This is a genomic window from Agromyces litoreus, assembly GCF_040496015.1.
Taxonomy (GTDB): domain Bacteria; phylum Actinomycetota; class Actinomycetes; order Actinomycetales; family Microbacteriaceae; genus Agromyces; species Agromyces litoreus.
In genome coordinates, this window is sequence record NZ_JBEPKA010000022.1 from 15,945 (window position 1) to 32,219 (window position 16,275).

Annotated in this window: 16 protein-coding genes; 8 read left to right on the forward strand and 8 right to left on the reverse strand. The window is 71.6% G+C overall.

The window, feature by feature from the left end; all coding sequences use genetic code 11:
* Window positions 1–24: 24 nt before the first annotated feature.
* The 3 genes from ABME01_RS14470 to ABME01_RS14480 all read right to left on the reverse strand — a co-directional run bounded on the left by ABME01_RS14470 (window position 25) and on the right by ABME01_RS14480 (window position 3,449).
* On the reverse strand, window positions 25–1,017 hold the full coding sequence (locus tag ABME01_RS14470; RefSeq protein ID WP_353829129.1) for a carbohydrate ABC transporter permease: 993 nt from the start codon (window positions 1,015–1,017) through the stop codon (window positions 25–27).
* Complete coding sequence (locus ABME01_RS14475; RefSeq protein ID WP_353829130.1) at window positions 1,014–1,982, reverse strand: carbohydrate ABC transporter permease; 969 nt, start codon at window positions 1,980–1,982, stop codon at window positions 1,014–1,016. The genes ABME01_RS14470 and ABME01_RS14475 overlap by 4 nt, the downstream gene beginning before the upstream one ends.
* Before the next feature lie 111 nt (window positions 1,983–2,093).
* Entirely contained in the window at window positions 2,094–3,449 is a 1,356-nt protein-coding gene (locus ABME01_RS14480) for an ABC transporter substrate-binding protein (RefSeq protein WP_353829131.1), read from the reverse strand.
* 197 nt (window positions 3,450–3,646) lie between these two features.
* On the opposite strand from ABME01_RS14480, the gene ABME01_RS14485 reads away from it, so the two are divergent.
* Together ABME01_RS14485 and ABME01_RS14490 are read left to right on the forward strand one after the other, a co-directional pair.
* A complete protein-coding gene (locus ABME01_RS14485; protein WP_353829132.1) occupies window positions 3,647–4,711 on the forward strand; it encodes a LacI family DNA-binding transcriptional regulator in 1,065 nt (354 codons plus the stop codon).
* Window positions 4,712–4,865: 154 nt separating this feature from the next.
* Window positions 4,866–5,486: a peptidoglycan-binding domain-containing protein gene (locus tag ABME01_RS14490; RefSeq protein ID WP_353829133.1), complete on the forward strand. Its 621-nt coding sequence runs from the start codon at window positions 4,866–4,868 to the stop codon at window positions 5,484–5,486.
* A 109-nt stretch (window positions 5,487–5,595) separates the two neighbouring features.
* Here ABME01_RS14490 and rplL read toward each other — a convergent pair whose 3' ends face one another.
* Both rplL and rplJ read right to left on the reverse strand, forming a co-directional pair.
* The gene (gene rplL, locus ABME01_RS14495) at window positions 5,596–5,985 is read right to left on the reverse strand and encodes a 50S ribosomal protein L7/L12 (protein WP_344374139.1); all 390 of its coding nucleotides are present in this window, start codon (window positions 5,983–5,985) and stop codon (window positions 5,596–5,598) included.
* 49 nt (window positions 5,986–6,034) lie between these two features.
* On the reverse strand, window positions 6,035–6,550 hold the full coding sequence (gene rplJ / locus ABME01_RS14500; RefSeq protein ID WP_344374136.1) for a 50S ribosomal protein L10: 516 nt from the start codon (window positions 6,548–6,550) through the stop codon (window positions 6,035–6,037).
* Between the two features lie 376 nt (window positions 6,551–6,926).
* Here rplJ and ABME01_RS14505 point away from each other — a divergent pair, with 376 nt between their 5' ends.
* Together ABME01_RS14505 and ABME01_RS14510 are read left to right on the forward strand one after the other, a co-directional pair.
* A complete protein-coding gene (locus tag ABME01_RS14505) occupies window positions 6,927–8,621 on the forward strand; it encodes an MFS transporter (protein WP_353829134.1) in 1,695 nt (564 codons plus the stop codon).
* Window positions 8,622–8,631: 10 nt separating this feature from the next.
* Entirely contained in the window at window positions 8,632–9,072 is a 441-nt protein-coding gene (locus ABME01_RS14510; RefSeq protein WP_353829135.1) for a MarR family winged helix-turn-helix transcriptional regulator, read from the forward strand.
* Between the two features lie 10 nt (window positions 9,073–9,082).
* On the opposite strand, the gene ABME01_RS14515 is transcribed toward ABME01_RS14510, so the two are convergent.
* Both ABME01_RS14515 and ABME01_RS14520 read right to left on the reverse strand, forming a co-directional pair.
* A complete protein-coding gene (locus ABME01_RS14515; RefSeq protein ID WP_353829136.1) occupies window positions 9,083–10,705 on the reverse strand; it encodes a sensor histidine kinase in 1,623 nt (540 codons plus the stop codon).
* The gene (locus ABME01_RS14520) at window positions 10,702–11,445 is read right to left on the reverse strand and encodes a response regulator transcription factor (protein WP_353829137.1); all 744 of its coding nucleotides are present in this window, start codon (window positions 11,443–11,445) and stop codon (window positions 10,702–10,704) included. The genes ABME01_RS14515 and ABME01_RS14520 overlap by 4 nt, the downstream gene beginning before the upstream one ends.
* A 190-nt stretch (window positions 11,446–11,635) precedes the next feature.
* On the opposite strand from ABME01_RS14520, the gene ABME01_RS14525 reads away from it, so the two are divergent.
* Both ABME01_RS14525 and ABME01_RS14530 read left to right on the forward strand, forming a co-directional pair.
* Window positions 11,636–13,132 carry an ABC transporter permease gene (locus ABME01_RS14525; protein WP_353829138.1) on the forward strand — a complete coding sequence of 499 codons (1,497 nt, stop codon included), beginning with the start codon at window positions 11,636–11,638 and terminating at the stop codon, window positions 13,130–13,132.
* Window positions 13,133–13,176: 44 nt separating this feature from the next.
* Window positions 13,177–13,848: an ABC transporter ATP-binding protein gene (locus ABME01_RS14530; protein WP_353829139.1), complete on the forward strand. Its 672-nt coding sequence runs from the start codon at window positions 13,177–13,179 to the stop codon at window positions 13,846–13,848.
* A 50-nt stretch (window positions 13,849–13,898) separates the two neighbouring features.
* Here the strand turns inward: ABME01_RS14530 and ABME01_RS14535 are convergent, their stop codons facing one another.
* Window positions 13,899–14,363, reverse strand: coding sequence for a DUF1294 domain-containing protein (locus tag ABME01_RS14535; protein WP_353829140.1), 465 nt, complete (start codon window positions 14,361–14,363; stop codon window positions 13,899–13,901).
* Between the two features lie 168 nt (window positions 14,364–14,531).
* On the opposite strand from ABME01_RS14535, the gene ABME01_RS14540 reads away from it, so the two are divergent.
* Both ABME01_RS14540 and ABME01_RS14545 read left to right on the forward strand, forming a co-directional pair.
* Complete coding sequence (locus tag ABME01_RS14540) at window positions 14,532–15,203, forward strand: YqaJ viral recombinase family protein (protein WP_353829164.1); 672 nt, start codon at window positions 14,532–14,534, stop codon at window positions 15,201–15,203.
* A gap of 54 nt (window positions 15,204–15,257) precedes the next feature.
* Complete coding sequence (locus tag ABME01_RS14545) at window positions 15,258–16,220, forward strand: NADP-dependent oxidoreductase (protein WP_353829141.1); 963 nt, start codon at window positions 15,258–15,260, stop codon at window positions 16,218–16,220.
* Window positions 16,221–16,275: the final 55 nt, after the last annotated feature.

Genomic DNA, 16,275 nt, shown 5'->3' on the forward strand with positions numbered 1-16,275 from the left:
ATCGCGGCGTGACCCACCCCCGGGTCAGCCCTTCGTCGAGCCCGCCAGCAGGCCGCGCACGAAGTAGCGCTGCAGGCTGAAGAACACGATGAGCGGAATGACGATCGAGATGAACGCACCCGCGGTCAGCAGCTCCCACGCCTGGCCGCGTGTACCGGTCAGCTCCGCCAATCGCTGGGTGAGTGGCGCGACATCCTGTGTGCCGCCCGAGAAGATCAGGGCGACGAGCAGGTCGTTCCACACCCAGATGAACTGGAAGATCGCGAAGGAGGCGATGGCCGGCGTCGCGAGCGGCAGCACGATCCGGAAGAACGTCTGCCCGTGCGTGGCGCCGTCGACGCGCGCCGCCTCGATCACGTCGTTCGGGATCTCCGAGATGAAGTTGTGGAGCAGGAAGATCGCCAGCGGCATCGCGAACATGGCGTGCGCGATCCACACCGGTGCGTAGTTCTGCTCCGGGATGATCGGGATCAGGTCGTGCAGCCAGATCTGCGCCGGGCGCAGCCAGTTCGAGAAGATCTGCAGCAGCGGCACCAGGGCCATCTGCAGCGGCACGATCTGCAGGGCGAACACGAAGATGAACAGGGCGTTCGAACCCGGGAACTTGATCCACGCGAACGCGTACGCGGCCATGGTCGCGATCACGAGCGGGATCAGGGTGCCGAGCAGCGCGATCGCGATCGAGTTGACGATGTACGCGCCCAGCTGCGGCGACGACGCCGACGGCGAGAGCAGCACCTCGGCGTAGTTGTCGAACGTGAACCCCGGGTTCTGGAAGATCGTCCACCATCCGGTCGTGCGGATCAGCTCCGCCGGCCGGAACGACGAGATGAACAGGCCGAAGGTGGGGATCGTCCAGAGCACCGCGATGATCAGCGAGGCGATCGTCGCGGTGCGCGAGGTCAGCCGCTTCTTGACCCGAGCGGTCTTCGGCTGGGCGTACTCCGCCTCCTCGGCCGCTTCGAGCGACCCTTCGTCCTTGCCGACGGGGAGGTCTGCGGGGGCGACGCTGCTCATCGGATCTCCCTCTGCTTGCGAAGCACGTTGACGTTGTAGATGACGATCGGCATCACCAGCAGGAACAGGATCAGCGCCAGCGCGGATCCGCGCCCGATCTCGCTCGCACGGAACGCCTGGGTGTACATCTCGTTCGCCACGACGCTCGTGTTGAAGTTTCCGGCGGTCATCGTCCGGACGATGTCGAAGACCTTCAGCGTCGCGATCGAGATCGTCGTCAGCACCACGACGAGTGCGCCGCGGATGCCGGGCACCGTGACGTTCACGAAGCGCTGCCACGCGTTCGTGCCGTCGAGCTGCGCCGCCTCGATCTGCTCGGTCGGCACGCCCTTGATGGCCGCGCTCAACAGCACCATCGCGAAACCGGTCTGGATCCAGATCATGACCACGATCAGCAGGAAGGTGTTGATCGGGTCGGTCTGGAGCCACTGCACGGGTTGGCCGCCGAAGAGCTCGACGACCGCGTTGAGCAAGCCGATCTGCTCACGTCCCGGTGAGCGGTACTCGTACACGAACCGCCAGATGATGCCGGCGCCCACGAACGAGATCGCGATGGGCATGAACAGGATGACCTTGTAGTACCGCTCGCCGCGGGACCGGTCGATGAAGATCGCGTAGGCGAGCCCGATGATCGTGGAGACCGTCGGCACGATGAGCACCCAGATCACCGTGTTGATCAGGGTCCGGATCGCGGTCGGCTGGGTGAACATCCAGATGAAGTTGTCCCAGGTGAACGCGCCGTCGCGGTCCTGGAAGGCGAGGATGCTCGTGCGGATCGCCGGGTAGACGAGGCCGATCGCGAGGAAGATCAGCGCCGGGGCGAGGAACCCCGCGAGCTGCCAGTAGTCGCGTCCCCGTTTGGGTGCGCGATCGATGAAGAAGATCAGCAGGCCGATGATGGCGGCGAAGATCGCCAACCCCATCACCACCTGGAGGATCTTGCCGAGCAGGTCACCAGTGGTCATCTTGCCTCCCGGTTTCGTCGTTGAATCTGGGGGTGCCGAGGGGCGGGGTACCAGCCCCGCCCCTCGATGATGTCGCGCTCGCCGTCACCGGCGCTCACGACGCGCGGGCGATCAGTTGGGCCAGCTCGCCTCGATGGTGTCGAGCACCTGCTCGGTGCTGTCGCCGCTGACCCAGGCCACGATGCCCTTCCAGAAGGAGTCGGCGCCGACGGCACCGGGCATCAGGTCGGAACCGTCGAACCGGAACGTGGTCTCGGGATCCTGCAGGATCTCGATCGACTGCACGAGCAGCTCGCTCGACGCGTTCTCGGGGTCGACGCCCTTGTTCGCGCTGATGACGCCGCCCAGGCTCACGCGGTTGTTGGCCCACGTGTCGCTGGAGAGGAAGGTGCGAACCGCCTCGACCTCCTCGGCGTCGGTGAACGCGACCACGATCTCGCCGCCGCCGGTCACCGACAGCGGGTCGCCGGCGGTCTCGGGCGGGAGCAGGAAGGCGAACACGGTGCCGTCGGAGGCCACGGTGTTCTCCTCGCCGCCCTCGGGGTTCCAGAACGTCTCGTAGAACGACGCCTGGTGGTGCAGCGAGCACTCCCCGTCGAGGATCGGCAGGCCGGCGGTCTGGAACGCCTCGGTGATCTGGGTCGACACGTCTCCGATGCCGCCGTTGACCATGTCCTCGTTCTTCAGGTACTCGCCGACCGCGTCGAAGGCCTCGGCCACCTGCGGGTCGTTGAACGGGATCTCGTGGGTCACCCACTGGTCGTACACGTCGGCGCCGTGCAGGCGGAGCATGTAGTCCTCGACCCAGTCGGTGCCGGGCCAGCCGGTGGCCTCACCGGACTCCAGGCCCACGCACCAGGGCTTGTGCTCGCCCTCGTCGGCGATCTGCTGCGACAGGTCGGTCAGCTCGTCGAGCGTGGTCGGGATCTCGTAGCCCTTCTCCTCGAACTCGGCCGGCGAGTACCAGACGTAGCCCTTGATGCTGGCCATGAGCGGGGCGCCGTAGAACGTGTCGTCGACGGTGCCGTAGCCCTTCCAGTCCTCGGACCACCACTCGTCGACGTTCGCCTCGACCGACTCCGAGCCCGGGATCAGCCAGCCGCCGTCGGCCAGCCGCTGGACGAGGCCAGGCTGGGGCACGAAGCCGATGTCGGGCGCATTGCCGCCCTCGGCCAGCACCGCGATCTGGGCCTCGAACTCGCTCGAGCCCTGGTAGTCGATCTCGATGCCGGTGCAGCTGGCGAAGTCGGACCACGACTCGACCAGCCGGTCGGCTTCGATATCGAGGATGGTGCCGCCGATCGTGACGCTGGCGCCGTCGAACGTGCCGTACTCCTCGTACGGTCCGCAGTCGACGTCGCCCGCATCCTCGGCGGCGATGTCGCCGGTGCAGCCGGTGAGCGCGAGGCCAGCCGCAGCGACGGCCACCACCGGGACCGCCCAACGGCGATGCCGTGTGAGTCTCATGTCTTCTCCTCGTTGAGTGTGGTGCAGGCTGGAACCGGGAATCGGTTCCAGATCCCCACGCTAGGCGACGCCGGTGGGATGAGGCAAGGTTTCCGCGCATCACGATCGGGTGACGACCCTCGCGACTGGCACCGGTTCCACATCAGACTCGTTTCGAAGTACAGTCGGAGGCGCAGGTGCCCGACGGAGGGAGTGCGATGACGGCGATCTCGGATGTCGCGCGGCTGGCCGGGGTCTCGAAGTCGACCGCATCCCGCGCCCTCACCGGCCGCGGGTACGTCTCGGAGGCGACGCGGCAGCGCGTCGTCGAGGCCGCCGCCGAGATCGGCTACATCGCCTCGCCGAACGCCGCGAGCCTCGTCACGGGCCGGACCAAGAACGTCGGCGTGGTCATCCCGTTCATCAACCGCTGGTTCTTCGGCGAGGTGCTCGAGGGCATCGAGCGCACGCTGCTGGCCGCCGGCTACGACCTCACGCTCTACAACCTGGCGCTCGCCGGCCCCGAGCGGCATCGCGTGTTCGACTACTTCCTCGCCCGGCGCCGGGTCGACGCGGTGATCGCGGTCGGCGTCGACCTCACCGGCGACGAGGTCGAGCTCGTCGAACGCCGCGGCAAGCCCGTGATCGCGCTCGGCGGCACCGCCCCTGGTGCGCCCCGCCTCGCGATCGACGACCGCGGCGCCGCTCGACTCGCGACCGAGCACCTCATCGACCAGGGGCACACGCGCATCGCGCACCTCGCGGGAGCGCGGGCGGGTGCCGCGGCGCAGAGCGTGCAGGCGATGCGCCGGACCGGCTTCCTGGATGCGATGGGCGAGGCCGGGCTCGATCCGGTCGGCGGCGACGGCGGCATCGTCGAGGCCGAGATGACGCTGCCCGGCGGGTACGCCGCCGGGCTGCAGCTGCTCGGGCACCCCGGAACCCGCCCGACCGCGGTCTTCGCCGCCTCCGACGAGATCGCGTTCGGGGTCATGCGCGCCGCCGAACGGCTCGGCATCTCCGTGCCCGGCACGCTCTCGATCATCGGGTTCGACGGCCACGAGCATTCGGAGCTGTTCGGCCTCACGACCATCGAGCAGTGGCCCGGCGCCCAGGGGCGGCTCGCCGTAGACGCCGTGCTGAGACTGCTCGGCGAGCCGACCAGCGACGACGATCCGCTGACGCCCGACGGCCTGCCCGACTTCGACCGTCCGCTCGAGACGCGGCTGAGGGTGCGCGGCAGCACGACGGCACCGACGCTGCGGCCGGTCCTCGCCGAGTGATCCGGGGCCGGAGCTCCGGGCGCCCCGGGAGGTGCGATCAGGGACAGCCCGGTCGAGTCGCGACGCACTCGCTCGTAGCTTCGCCAGCGGGCGACCCGGTCGCCGGTGATCTCCATCGGGAACCGAACGCCGCCCATCGATGAAGGAGGGCACGATGACCACGGAGACGACGGCCGCCCGCGGCGGCGCGATCACGCACGCCGACGGCCTCACGCTGCAGGGGATCGCCCGCGGCGGCGGGTACGACGGCCCCAACGACGGCATTCCCGGTCCGAACACGTGGCGGGCGCTGCAGCAGCTGGTCACCGGCTACGGCTACACCGGCCCGATCGACGGCGCACCGGGCACGAACACCTGGAAGGCGCTCCAGCGCTTCGCGGCGCTCGACGGCTACACCGGCCCGATCGACGGCGCCATGGGCGTCGAATCGTGGAAGGGCGTGCAGCGACTGCTCGGGCCGTTCAGCTACGTGATGCCGGTCGACGGCGTCCCGGACACCGACACCTACCGCGCGCTGCAGACCATGGCGCGCATCGGCGGGTACTTCGGGCCGTACGACGGCGTCATGGGCACGAACTCGTGGCGCGGGGTCCAGGCCATCCTCGCCGGCGCCGGGTACTCGGGTCCGATCGACGGCGTCCCCGGGGCGAACACGTGGCGGGGCCTGCAGCGCATCGCCCAGCGGGGCGGGTACACGGGACCGATCGACGGGGCGCCCGGGCCGAACACGTACGCGGGACTCGCCGCACTCGTGGTGCGGAGCGAGCACGACTGAGCGGAGCGGGAACGACGGATGCCCCGTGCCGAGTGGATCGGCACGGGGCATCCGTGTGCTGGGTGACGCAGGTCACCTCATGCTGCGGCGCTCGAGCGAGCGCGCAGGCTTACTTGAGGGTGACGGTGGCGCCGGCGGCCTCGAGGGCCTCCTTCGCCTTGTCGGCGGTCTCCTTGTTGGCGCCCTCGAGGACGGCCTTCGGAGCACCGTCGACGACGGCCTTCGCCTCGCCGAGGCCGAGCGAGGTGAGCTCGCGGACGACCTTGATGACCTGGATCTTCTTGTCGCCGGCGGCCTCGAGGACGACGTCGAACGAGTCCTTCTCCTCGACCTCCTCGGCAGCGGCGCCACCGCCGGCGGCGGCCGGGCCGGCAACGGCGACGGGGGCGGCCGCGGTGACCTCGAAGGTCTCCTCGAACGCCTTGACGAACTCCGAGAGCTCGATGAGGGTCAGGCCCTTGAACTGCTCGAGCAGCTCCTCAGTGGACAGCTTCGCCATGATTCTTCTCCTTAGATTTCTGGTAACTCACCGCTTGAGAGGCTCGCGCCTACGCAGCGGACTCCTGCTTCTCACGCAGCGCGTCGACCGTGCGGACGGCCTTCGACAGCGGCGCGTTGAACAGATATGCGGCTCCGAACAGCGAGGCCTTGAAGGCACCGGCGAGCTTCGCCAGGAGCACTTCGCGGGACTCGAGGTCGGCGAGCTTGCCTACCTCTTCGGCGGTCAGGGGCTTGCCATCGAAATAGCCGCCCTTGACCACGAGGAGGGGGTTCGCCTTGGCGAAGTCACGCAGCGACTTCGCGACGGCGACGGGGTCGCCGTGCACGAAGGCCACGGCCGACGGGCCAGCGAGCTGGTCGTCGAACGCGGTGATCCCGGCGTTGTTCGCCGCGATCTTGGTCAGCGTGTTCTTCACCACGGCGTAGCTCGCGTCCCCACTGATGGACTTGCGCAGCTCCTTGAGCTGGGCAACAGTGAGGCCGCGGTATTCGGTCAGCAGAACGGCGGTCGAGCTCTCGAACTTCTCGGTGAGCTCGGCAACCGCGGCTTCCTTGTTCGCCATGGCCACTCCTTGTGTCTTCAACGTGCACCGCGGTGGCGATGCACGGCCTCGGAGCCGCTGGAAACGTGTGGGAATGAAAAAGAGCTCCGGCGCAGACGCGCGGAGCTCGGACCCGATCATCGGGAAAGTCTTCGTCACACCTGCGCGGGCCCCTGCATTCGCAGAGCTTCGGTCGCACGAACCGGTCTCTCGACCTGCGCGCACGACGACCAGCGGTCTTCGGCTCGGACCAGCGTACCGGATGGCGCATCCGCCGCCAAATCGCGTCCTGCTGAGAAACGCTTCGGGGGCGGGAATAGTTGACCGTGGTCGATAGTTGACATAATGCAACGATCTTCGTATGGTTGACCGTCATCAACTATTGGACAGGGGCTCCATGACCGCATCACCCACCACCGCCGACGCGCCGCCGGCGACCCGCTCGCACCGCGAGGTGCTCACGGCCCTGTCGGGCCTCGTCATGGGCATGTTCGTCGCCGTGCTCTCCGGCACGGTCGTCTCGACCTCGATGCCCCGCATCATCGCCGACCTCGGCGGCGACCAGGCCGCCTACACGTGGGTCATCACCGCGAGCCTGCTCGCGACGGCCGTCACGACCCCGATCTGGGGCAAGCTCGCCGACCTCGTCGACCGCAAGGTGCTCCTCCAGCTCGCGCTCGGCATCTTCGTGGTCGGCACCGCGATCGCCGGCTTCGCCCAGGACACGACCATGCTCATCGCCGTCCGCGTCGTGCAGGGCGTCGGCGCCGGCGGCCTCATGTCGCTCGTGATGGTCGCGGTCGCGCTGATCATCTCGCCGCGCGAGCGCGGCAGGTACATGGGCATCGTCGGCGGCGTCATGGCGCTCGCCACCATCGGCGGGCCGCTGCTCGGCGGCGTCGTCACCGACGCCTTCGGATGGCGCGCCAACTTCTTCCTCGGCATCCCCTTCGCCGTCGCGGCGCTCATCCTGATCCAGCGCACCCTCCACCTGCCGAAGGCGACCCGCGAACGGGTGCGCATCGACTACGTCGGTGCGGCGCTGCTCGCCGTCGGCGTCTCGCTGCTGCTCGTCTGGGTCTCGCTCGGCGGCAGCCAGTTCGCCTGGGACTCGGTCACCAGCTACGTGGTGATCGGGGTCGCCGCGGTCGCGCTGGTCGGGTTCGTCGTCACCGAGTTCCTCGTCGAGGAGCCGATCGTGCCGATGACCCTCTTCGCGAACCGCACCTTCACGCTCGCCGTGATCGCGTCGATCGCCGTCGGGGTGGCGATGTTCGCCACGAGCGTCTTCCTCGCGCAGTACTTCCAGCTCGCGCGCGGCGCGACCCCGACCGAGTCGGGCCTCATGACGATCCCGATGGTCGTCGGGCAGATGGGGGCGTCGATCGGCATCGGCGCACTCGTCAGCCGCTTCGGCAGGTGGAAGGGCTGGATGCTGCTCGGGTCCGCGCTCATCGTCGTCGGCGTCACGCTCATGTCGACCCTGCGCTACGACACCGACTTCCTGTGGGTCTCGGTGTTCATGGTCGTCCTCGGCGCGGGGCTCGGCATGGTCATGCAGAACCTCACGCTCGTCGTGCAGAACGACACCCCGGCGAGCCAGCTCGGCGCCGCGAGCTCGAACGTGAACTTCTTCCGCACGATCGCGGGCACCATCGGCGTGACGGTCATGGGCTCCGTGCTCGCCACCCAGGTCACCACGCGCGTCACCGACGGGCTGTCCTCGTACACGCCGACCTCGCCGGAGGAGGTCGCCGCCCTCCAGGGCCTCGCCGGCGGCGGCGTGCCGAAGGTCGGCGAGCTGCCCGACGCGATCCGCGTGATCGTCGAGGGCGCGTACGGCCAGGGCATCGCCGACGTGTTCCTGATCGCGATCCCGCTCGCGGTGCTGAGCCTGATCGCGATCGCGTTGCTGCCGAACCGGCCCCTCTCTCGCCGGAACGCGGCCGAGCAGCTCGAGGAGGAGGCCGAGCGGGCCGCGATCGACCTCGCCGAGGCCGAGGTCGGCTCGTCGGCCACGTCGTCGATCGCCGTCGTCGACGCGCCACGGGCGGCCGAGCGCGACGCCGCCGCGACGGGGGCGCGCAAGTAGCATGAACGGCATGACCGCCGATCCCGCCGTCGACGAGGCCATCGCGCTGGTCGAAGAGCAGTTCGGCGTGATGTTCAACCGCATCCGCACGGTGTGGAAGCAGTCCGCCGAGCAGGTCCACCCCGACCTGCAGCCGGCCGGCTACAAGCTGCTCAGCGCGATCGTGCGACTCGGCCCGACGAACGCGCACGTGCTCGCCGAGCACCTCGACATGGACAAGAGCGTGGTCAGCCGCCAAGTGCGCGCGCTCGAGGAGATCGGCCTGGTCACGAGCCGTCCCGACGAACGCGACGGACGGCTCCGGCTGCTCGCGGCGACCGCCGAGGCCGAGGAGCGCATCCGCGCCGTCCGCGAGGCGAACCAGTCGCGCCTGCGTGCCGCGCTGCGGGACCACCCCGCCGACGACCTCCGCCGGTTCGCCGAGCTGCTGCGCGTGGTCGCCGAGGCCTGACGCCGACCCGTCAGGCGGTCGCGGGCAGGTCCACGACGAACTCGGTCGCCCCCGGCTCGCTGCGCACGTCGACCGTGCCGCGGTGCGCCTCGACCACGGCCTTCACGATCGCGAGCCCGAGCCCGGTGCTGCCCGCCCGCCGGGACCGCGAGGCGTCGCCTCGTGCGAACCGCTCGAACAGCGTCGTGCGCAGCCCCTCGTCGATGCCGGGGCCGTCGTCGGCCACCGTGATCCGCACGCGGCCCGGCTGCGCGCCCACGCCGTCGGCGCGCTCGAGGCGCACCACGACCTCGGTGCCGTCGGGCGTGTGCGTGCGCGCATTGGCGAGCAGGTTCGCCACGACCTGGGTGAGACGACTGGCGTCGCCCTCGACGGTCACCGCGTCGTCGGGCACCTCGACGCGCCAGTCGTGCCCGGGCGCCGCGACCTGCGCGTCGCCGACCGCGTCGACCACGAGCCGGGTGAGGTCGACGGGGTCGTGCCGCAGCTCGCGGCCCTCGTCCAGTCGGGCCAGGAGCAGCAGGTCCTCCACGAGGTCGGTCATCCGCAGCGACTCCGCCTCGATGCGCCCGAGCGCGTGCAGCACGTCGGGCGGGAGCTCCCCGCCGTGCAGCCGCGTGAGCTCGGCGTAGCCGCGGATGGACGCGAGCGGGGTCCGCAACTCGTGGCTCGCGTCGGCGACGAACCGGCGCACCTTGCGCTCCGAGCGCTCGCGGGCCGACAGCGAGGACGACACGTGGCCGAGCATGCGATTGAAGGCCGTGCCGAGCCGGCCCACCTCGGTGCGCTCGTCGTCGACGGGCACCTCCTCGGGCAGTTCGACGTCGCCGCGTGCGAGCGGGAGCTCGGAGACGAGCGTCGCGGTCTCGGTGACGCGGTCGAGGGGCACGAGCGCGCGCCGGACGATGACCGCGCCGAGCGCCAGCGCCGCGGCGAGGCCGGCGAGCGCGACGACGGCGACGGTGATGGCGAGCTGCGCGGTGGTCGCGTTCACGTCCGCGAGCGGGAACGCGACCACGAACGAGTACCCGCCGTCGGTGGGCGCGGCGATCGCCCGGTACTCGCCGAGCTCGTCGAGCTCGATGGTGACCGGCGTGCGATCGGTCGGCACGGAGGCGAGCACCGGCGCCACGGCCTGCGGCGGATCGATGAACTCCCCCTCCTCGCCGATCGCGCCGAACGTCACGACCGCGCGGTCCGTCGCGAGTGCGGCGATCGCCCCGACGGGCTGCCCGGGGATGCGCAGCAGCGCCTCGGCGCCCTCCGGCGGGAGCGGCACCCGGTCCTCGCGCTCGTCCGGCTCCTCGCGCTCGTCGCGCTCGTCGCCGAGGGTGCGGGCGGCGCGGTCCGTCGCCTGGACGAGCTGCGCGTCGAGGCGGGCGAGGAGCTGGTTGTGCAGCGCTGCGACGCTCACGAGTCCCACGATCGCGCTGACGAGCACGACGAGGGCGGCGATGACGACGAGCAGTCGGCGCCGGAGCGTCTGCGGCGCCGGCCGACGATGCGGGCGAGCGGGCACCGTCGCGGCGGGGGGCTCCGGCTGGTCGGCCGTCGGGTCCGCCGGCGGGTGGGCGCGCTCCGTGGCGGCACGCCGGGCGGCCGCCGCGTAGCCGGGGGTGCCGGGATGCGTCATCCGGCCGCCTTGAGCATGTAGCCCGCACCGCGCACGGTGTGGATCATCGGGTCGCGACCCGCGTCGACCTTCTTGCGGAGGTACGAGATGTACAGCTCGACGACCGACTCCTTCCCGCCGAAGTCGTAGTTCCAGACGCGGTCGAGGATCTGCGCCTTCGAGAGCACGCGCCGCGGGTTGCGCATGAGGAACCGGAGCAGCTCGAACTCGGTCGCGGTGAGCTCGATGGGGGCGCCGGCGCGCGCGACCTCGTACGAGTCCTCGTCGAGCGAGAGGTCGCCGACGCGCAGCACCGGGTCCTTCGCCTGCGCGAGCGTGAGCGTCGAGCGGCGGATGAGCCCGCGCAGCCGCGCCACGACCTCCTCGAGGCTGAACGGCTTGGTCACGTAGTCGTCGCCGCCGGCGGTCAGGCCCGCGATGCGGTCGTCGAGCGAGTCCTTCGCGGTGAGGAAGAGCACGGGCGTCTCGGTCCCGTCGGCGCGCACGCGCTGGAGCACCTCGAGTCCGTCGATGTCGGGGAGCATGATGTCGAGCACGATCGCGTCGGGCCGGAACTCGCGCGCGATCCGCACGGCGCCCAGCCCGTCGGCGGCGGTGCGCACCTCCCAGCCCTCGTAGCGCAGCGCCATCTTCAGCAGGTCGGTGAGGGAGTGCTCGTCGTCGACGACGAGCACGCGCACGGGGGTGCCGTCCGCCTTCGCCACATGGGGTCGATGCGCGGTGCCGGTCTCGATGCTCATGCCTCCGAGTATGCGCGCCGACCTGTGGGGTTCCTATGACCCCCGCGAGTGCGGGCTGTGACCCGGCAATGACGGCATCCGCCTCATGGACGATCCATAGGCCGGCCATCGGAGCGGCACAGCCCGCGTCCATAGCGTCCTCGACGAGCCCGCGACCGCCGTGGGCCGCGAACGACCCGATGGGGACCCCATGTTCTTCACCTACCTCCGGCGCGAGCTCGCCGGGCGCCGACGGCAGACCGCGATCGTCGCGGTCGGGATGGCGCTCGCGATCGCGCTCGTCATGATCGTGAACAGCGTCTCGGCGGGCGTGCGCGACGCGCAGGCCGCCGTGCTCGAGTCCGTCTACGGCGTGGGCACCGACCTGACCGTGTCGGAGGCGGCCGCCCCGCCCGAACCCGGCTCCGGCGAGGGCCCGGGCGTGCGCTTCGAGTTCGGCTCGGAGGACGGCGAGTCCACCGACGACGGCACCGCCCTCAGCACCTCGCGGCTCGTCACCGAGCGCGGATCCGCCACCTTCGACGCCGCGAAGCTCGACACGGTCGAGTCGATCGACGGGGTCGCCGCGGCCTCCGCGACGCTCAGCCTCACCGACATCAGCTTCGACGGCGAGCTGCCCGAGCGCCCCGCCGGCGACCAGGCCGCCGGCGACGGCACGGCCGCCGCACCCGGCGAGGGCGGCGCGGGCGCCGCCGGCGGCGCGGGCGGCTTCGGCGGCGGCGCGTTCGACGTCTCGAGCACGACGGTCACGGGCATCGACCCCGCCGCCACCGCCATCGGACCCCTCAGCGCCGTGGAGCTCGCCGACGGTCGCGGCCTCGATGCCGCGGACGCCGGCACGCAGGTCGCGGTGCTCGACGCCGCCTACGCCACGACCGAGGGCATCGCCGTGGGCGACGTGATCGAGCTCGGCGGTTCCGAGTTCGAGGTGGTCGGCACGGTCGGCTCGACCTCGGCGGACGCCTCCACCGCCTCCGACGCCTACATCCCGCTCGACGTCGCGCAGGAGCTCTCCGGCGCCGAGGGCCAGGTCACCGACATCTCGGTGCAGGCGGCGTCGGCCGCCGACATCCCCGCGGTGAAGGCCGACCTCGAGGCGGCCCTGCCCGACCAGACCGTGAGCTCGCAGGAGGACCTCGCGGCGAGCGTGTCGGGTTCCCTCGGCAGCGCGAGCTCGCTCATCTCGAGCCTCGGCCTGTGGCTGTCGGTCGCGGTGCTCGCCGCCGCGTTCCTCATCGCCATCCTCTTCACCATCCAGGGCGTGACGCGCCGGACGCGCGAGTTCGGCACGCTGAAGGCGATCGGATGGTCGAACACGCGGGTCGTCGGCCAGGTCGCGGGCGAGTCGCTCGTGCAGGGCCTCATCGGCGGCGTCGCAGGCCTCGCGCTGGGCTTCGTCGGCATCGGCATCGTGAACGCGATCTCGCCGAGCCTCGCCGCCACCTCGATCCCGCTGGCCGCCGAGGGCGCCGCCGCGGGCGGGCGGGCCGGCGGCGTCGGCGGCGCCGGGGGCCCGCTCGCCGGCCTGCAGCAGACCACCGAGGTCGCCCTGGGCGCCCCGGTCACCTGGACCGTGGTCGCGCTCGCGGTCGGGCTCGCCGTGGTCGGGGGCCTGCTCGCCGGTGCGATCGGCGGATGGCGCGCCAGCCGCCTCCGGCCCGCCGAGGCGCTGCGCAGCGTGGGCTGACCGGGCCCGCGCCCATCCACCCCGAACGACCGGAAGAAGGAACCATGTACACCCTCGAGAACGTCTCGAAGACGTACCGCCAGAAGGAACGCACCATCCACGCGCTGACGGACGTCAGCCTCGAGATCCCGACGGGCCAGCTCGTCGCGATCCAGGGGCCGACCGGCGGCGGCAAGTCGACGCTGCTCCAGCTGCTCGGCGCCCTCGATCGCCCGAGCTCCGGGCAGGTCGCGCTCGGCGAGTCCGACCTGTCGGGCATGCCCGACGCGAAGCTCGGCCGCATCCGCGCCGCCGAGATCGGGTTCGTGTTCCAGGGCTTCAACCTCATCCCCACGCTCACCGCGCAGGAGAACGTGGAGACCGCGCTCGAGCCCCTCGGCGTCTCCGGCGACGAGCGACGGCGGCGGGCGACCGCCGCCCTCGAATCGGTCGGCCTCGGCGAACGCGCCCACCACGTGCCGAGTGAGCTGTCGGGCGGGCAGCAGCAGCGCGTGGCGATCGCCCGGGCGCTCGTGAAGGAGCCCGACGTGCTGCTGGCCGACGAGCCCACGGGCAACCTCGACGAGCAGACCCGCGACGAGATCATGGACCTCCTCGCCGGGCTGCACCGCGACCGCGGGCTCACGCTCGTGATCGTCACGCACGACTCGGCGGTCGCGAAGCGCGCCGAGCGGCGGCTGCACCTCACGCACGGGACGGTGACCGAGCGGGTGTAGCCGGACGGCCGGCGGATGCCGCAGGACCCCCTCCCCCGCGGCATCCGCCATCAGCCGGACTGCAGGAACGGCAGTGCGACGAGGGCGGCAGCGATGAGGAGGTTCACCGCGACGGTGGCCCAGAAGACGCGCCGGAAGCTGCGCTTGCGGGTCTTGTGGCGGAACAGCTGCTGCGCGACGAGCGCACCGGGCCATCCGCCCGCGACGTCCACCAGGTGAAGCGTGCGCTCGGGGACGCGCGGCGCCGCACGTCGGGCCGCCGCCTTGTCGATCGCGTACGCGACGAACCCGACGACGCTCGCGATGCCGAACCACGCGGCGAGCCACCACGGCACCGCCCCGGTCACCGCGCCGACCGCGATCGCCGACCCGAACACGGCGAGCACGCCCCAGCTCAGCCCCGCGGGCAGCGGCCGGGAGAGGTCGCGCTCGGGCCGGTCCGCGGGACGCGCGGATCGGGGCGACCCGGAGGCGGGGCGCGGACGATGACGGGCGGTGCTCGGTCCGGACGGCATGGATCGATCGTAGGGGTGGGCGCGGCGACCGGACGGTGCGTCGGCGATGTTCACGAGGGTCGCGCCGCGCGTCCGCGACGCCCCGCGATCGCGGGTGGCCCGGGGTACCGTGGTCGGGTGACCGACACCCCCTTCGCGCTGTTCGACCTCGAGTCGGTCGCACCGCGGGTGGCGTCGGCCCTGCGGCAGCCGGCGCTGCCGCACGAGACGCGCATCGTCGCCGACTCCGGCGACCGCGTGGCGTGGCTGAAGGCGCGCGCTCGCGGCGTCACGGCGACGGACGCCGCGAAGCTCGCCTCCGCGTCGTCGGTCCGGGCCGCCGCGAGCGAGAAGCTGTACGGCGGCCGGAGCCGCGGCTTCGGCGGCAGCCGGTACACCGACCACGGGCGCGAACGCGAGCCGGTGATCGCGAGGTGGGTGCGCCGCGAGCACGGCATCGACCCGTCGACGCTGCTGTTCCACGCCGCCTCCGACCGCCGCCACCTCGCGACGCCGGACGGGCTCGCGGTCCGTGCCGACGGCGCGCTCGAGCTGTGCGAGATCAAGACGACGTCGAAGCCCTGGCGCGGCATCCCCCGGGGCTACCTCCGCCAGGTGTGGTGGCAGCAGTACGTCCTCGGGGCCGAGCGCACGCTCGTCGTGTGGGAGCAGCACGACGGGTTCGTGCCCGTCGGCGACCCCCAGTGCCGGTGGATCGACCGCGACGAGGACCAGATCGCCCGCCTGGTGCACCTGGCGGGCCTGCTGCTCGAGGCGATCCGCCCCCAGCCCGGCGCTGCGGAGCCCGTGGTCGCCGCACCGCCCGACCGCTCGTTCTACCGGCCGGGCCCCCTCGCCTGATCAGCGGCACTGCCCCAGAATGGTCGGACGGGAGCCGAGCCGACGGGGGATGCGATGCAGGCGCTGGTGGTCGACGAGACGGGCGAGGACGCCCGGTTCCGACTCGCGGAGGTACCGGCGCCCCTCCGCGTCCAGGACGAGGTGCTCGTGCGCGTCGTCGCGGCGGGCGTGAACCCGATCGACCGGAAGACGAAGCTCGGCCGCGGCGTCTCGGCGGCCATCACGACCTACCCGGCGATCCTCGGACTCGACGTCGCGGGCGTGGTCGAGGAGGTGCCGTACGCCGCGCATCCGCTCCGGCCCGGCGATCGCGTGTACGGCGTGGGCCGGGTGCCGCGCATGGCCGGCACCTACGCGGAACTCGTGAGCGTGCCGTCGATGTCGCTCGCGCCGATGCCGGCCGCGACGACGTTCGTCGAGGCGGCCGCGGTGCCGTGCGCGGCGCTGACCGCCTGGGGCGCCGTCGTGGACGTCGCCCGCACGCACGACGGCCAGCGCATGCTCATCCACGCGGGCGCGGGCGGCGTGGGCCACTTCGCCGTGCAGCTCGCCCGCTACTTCGGCGCCCACGTGACGGCGACCGGGTCGCCGCGCAACGCGGAGTTCCTGCGATCCCTGGGTGCGCAGCACGTGATCGACCACACGTCGGAGCGGTTCGAGGACGTCGCCGGCGAGCAGGACGTCGTCATCGACCTCATCGGCAACGTGATCGACGACACCGGCACGCGCTCGCTCGACGTGCTCCGCCGCGGCGGCCTCGTCGTGAACGTGCCGACGAAGTCGTGGCCGACGATGGCCGAGGAGGCGGCGGCCCGCGGCATCCGCGCCACCGGCTTCGTGATGTCGCCCGACGCCCGCATCCTCTCCGTGATCTCTCGGCTCATCGACGACGGCGCGATCCGCGTGCACGTCGACGGCGTGTACCCGCTCGCCGACGGCGAGGCGGCGCACGACCGGCTCGGCGAGGGCCACGTGCGCGGCAAGCTGGTGCTGCGCGTCGCCGACGACCCGGCCTGACGCCGGCTCGTTCAGCCGGCGCGGATCCGATCCGCAGTCAACCCCCAGCAGCCTC

Bases quoted from the DNA above. Each gene is read 5' to 3' on its own strand.
- ABME01_RS14470 (WP_353829129.1), bottom strand. From the start codon at position 1,017: ATGAGCAGCGTCGCCCCCGCAGACCTCCCCGTCGGCAAGGACGAAGGG.
- ABME01_RS14475 (WP_353829130.1), bottom strand. From the start codon at position 1,982: ATGACCACTGGTGACCTGCTCGGCAAGATCCTCCAGGTGGTGATGGGG.
- ABME01_RS14480 (WP_353829131.1), bottom strand. From the start codon at position 3,449: ATGAGACTCACACGGCATCGCCGTTGGGCGGTCCCGGTGGTGGCCGTC.
- ABME01_RS14485 (WP_353829132.1), top strand. From the start codon at position 3,647: ATGACGGCGATCTCGGATGTCGCGCGGCTGGCCGGGGTCTCGAAGTCG.
- ABME01_RS14490 (WP_353829133.1), top strand. From the start codon at position 4,866: ATGACCACGGAGACGACGGCCGCCCGCGGCGGCGCGATCACGCACGCC.
- rplL (WP_344374139.1), bottom strand. From the start codon at position 5,985: ATGGCGAAGCTGTCCACTGAGGAGCTGCTCGAGCAGTTCAAGGGCCTG.
- rplJ (WP_344374136.1), bottom strand. From the start codon at position 6,550: ATGGCGAACAAGGAAGCCGCGGTTGCCGAGCTCACCGAGAAGTTCGAG.
- ABME01_RS14505 (WP_353829134.1), top strand. From the start codon at position 6,927: ATGACCGCATCACCCACCACCGCCGACGCGCCGCCGGCGACCCGCTCG.
- ABME01_RS14510 (WP_353829135.1), top strand. From the start codon at position 8,632: ATGACCGCCGATCCCGCCGTCGACGAGGCCATCGCGCTGGTCGAAGAG.
- ABME01_RS14515 (WP_353829136.1), bottom strand. From the start codon at position 10,705: ATGACGCATCCCGGCACCCCCGGCTACGCGGCGGCCGCCCGGCGTGCC.
- ABME01_RS14520 (WP_353829137.1), bottom strand. From the start codon at position 11,445: ATGAGCATCGAGACCGGCACCGCGCATCGACCCCATGTGGCGAAGGCG.
- ABME01_RS14525 (WP_353829138.1), top strand. From the start codon at position 11,636: ATGTTCTTCACCTACCTCCGGCGCGAGCTCGCCGGGCGCCGACGGCAG.
- ABME01_RS14530 (WP_353829139.1), top strand. From the start codon at position 13,177: ATGTACACCCTCGAGAACGTCTCGAAGACGTACCGCCAGAAGGAACGC.
- ABME01_RS14535 (WP_353829140.1), bottom strand. From the start codon at position 14,363: ATGCCGTCCGGACCGAGCACCGCCCGTCATCGTCCGCGCCCCGCCTCC.
- ABME01_RS14545 (WP_353829141.1), top strand. From the start codon at position 15,258: ATGCAGGCGCTGGTGGTCGACGAGACGGGCGAGGACGCCCGGTTCCGA.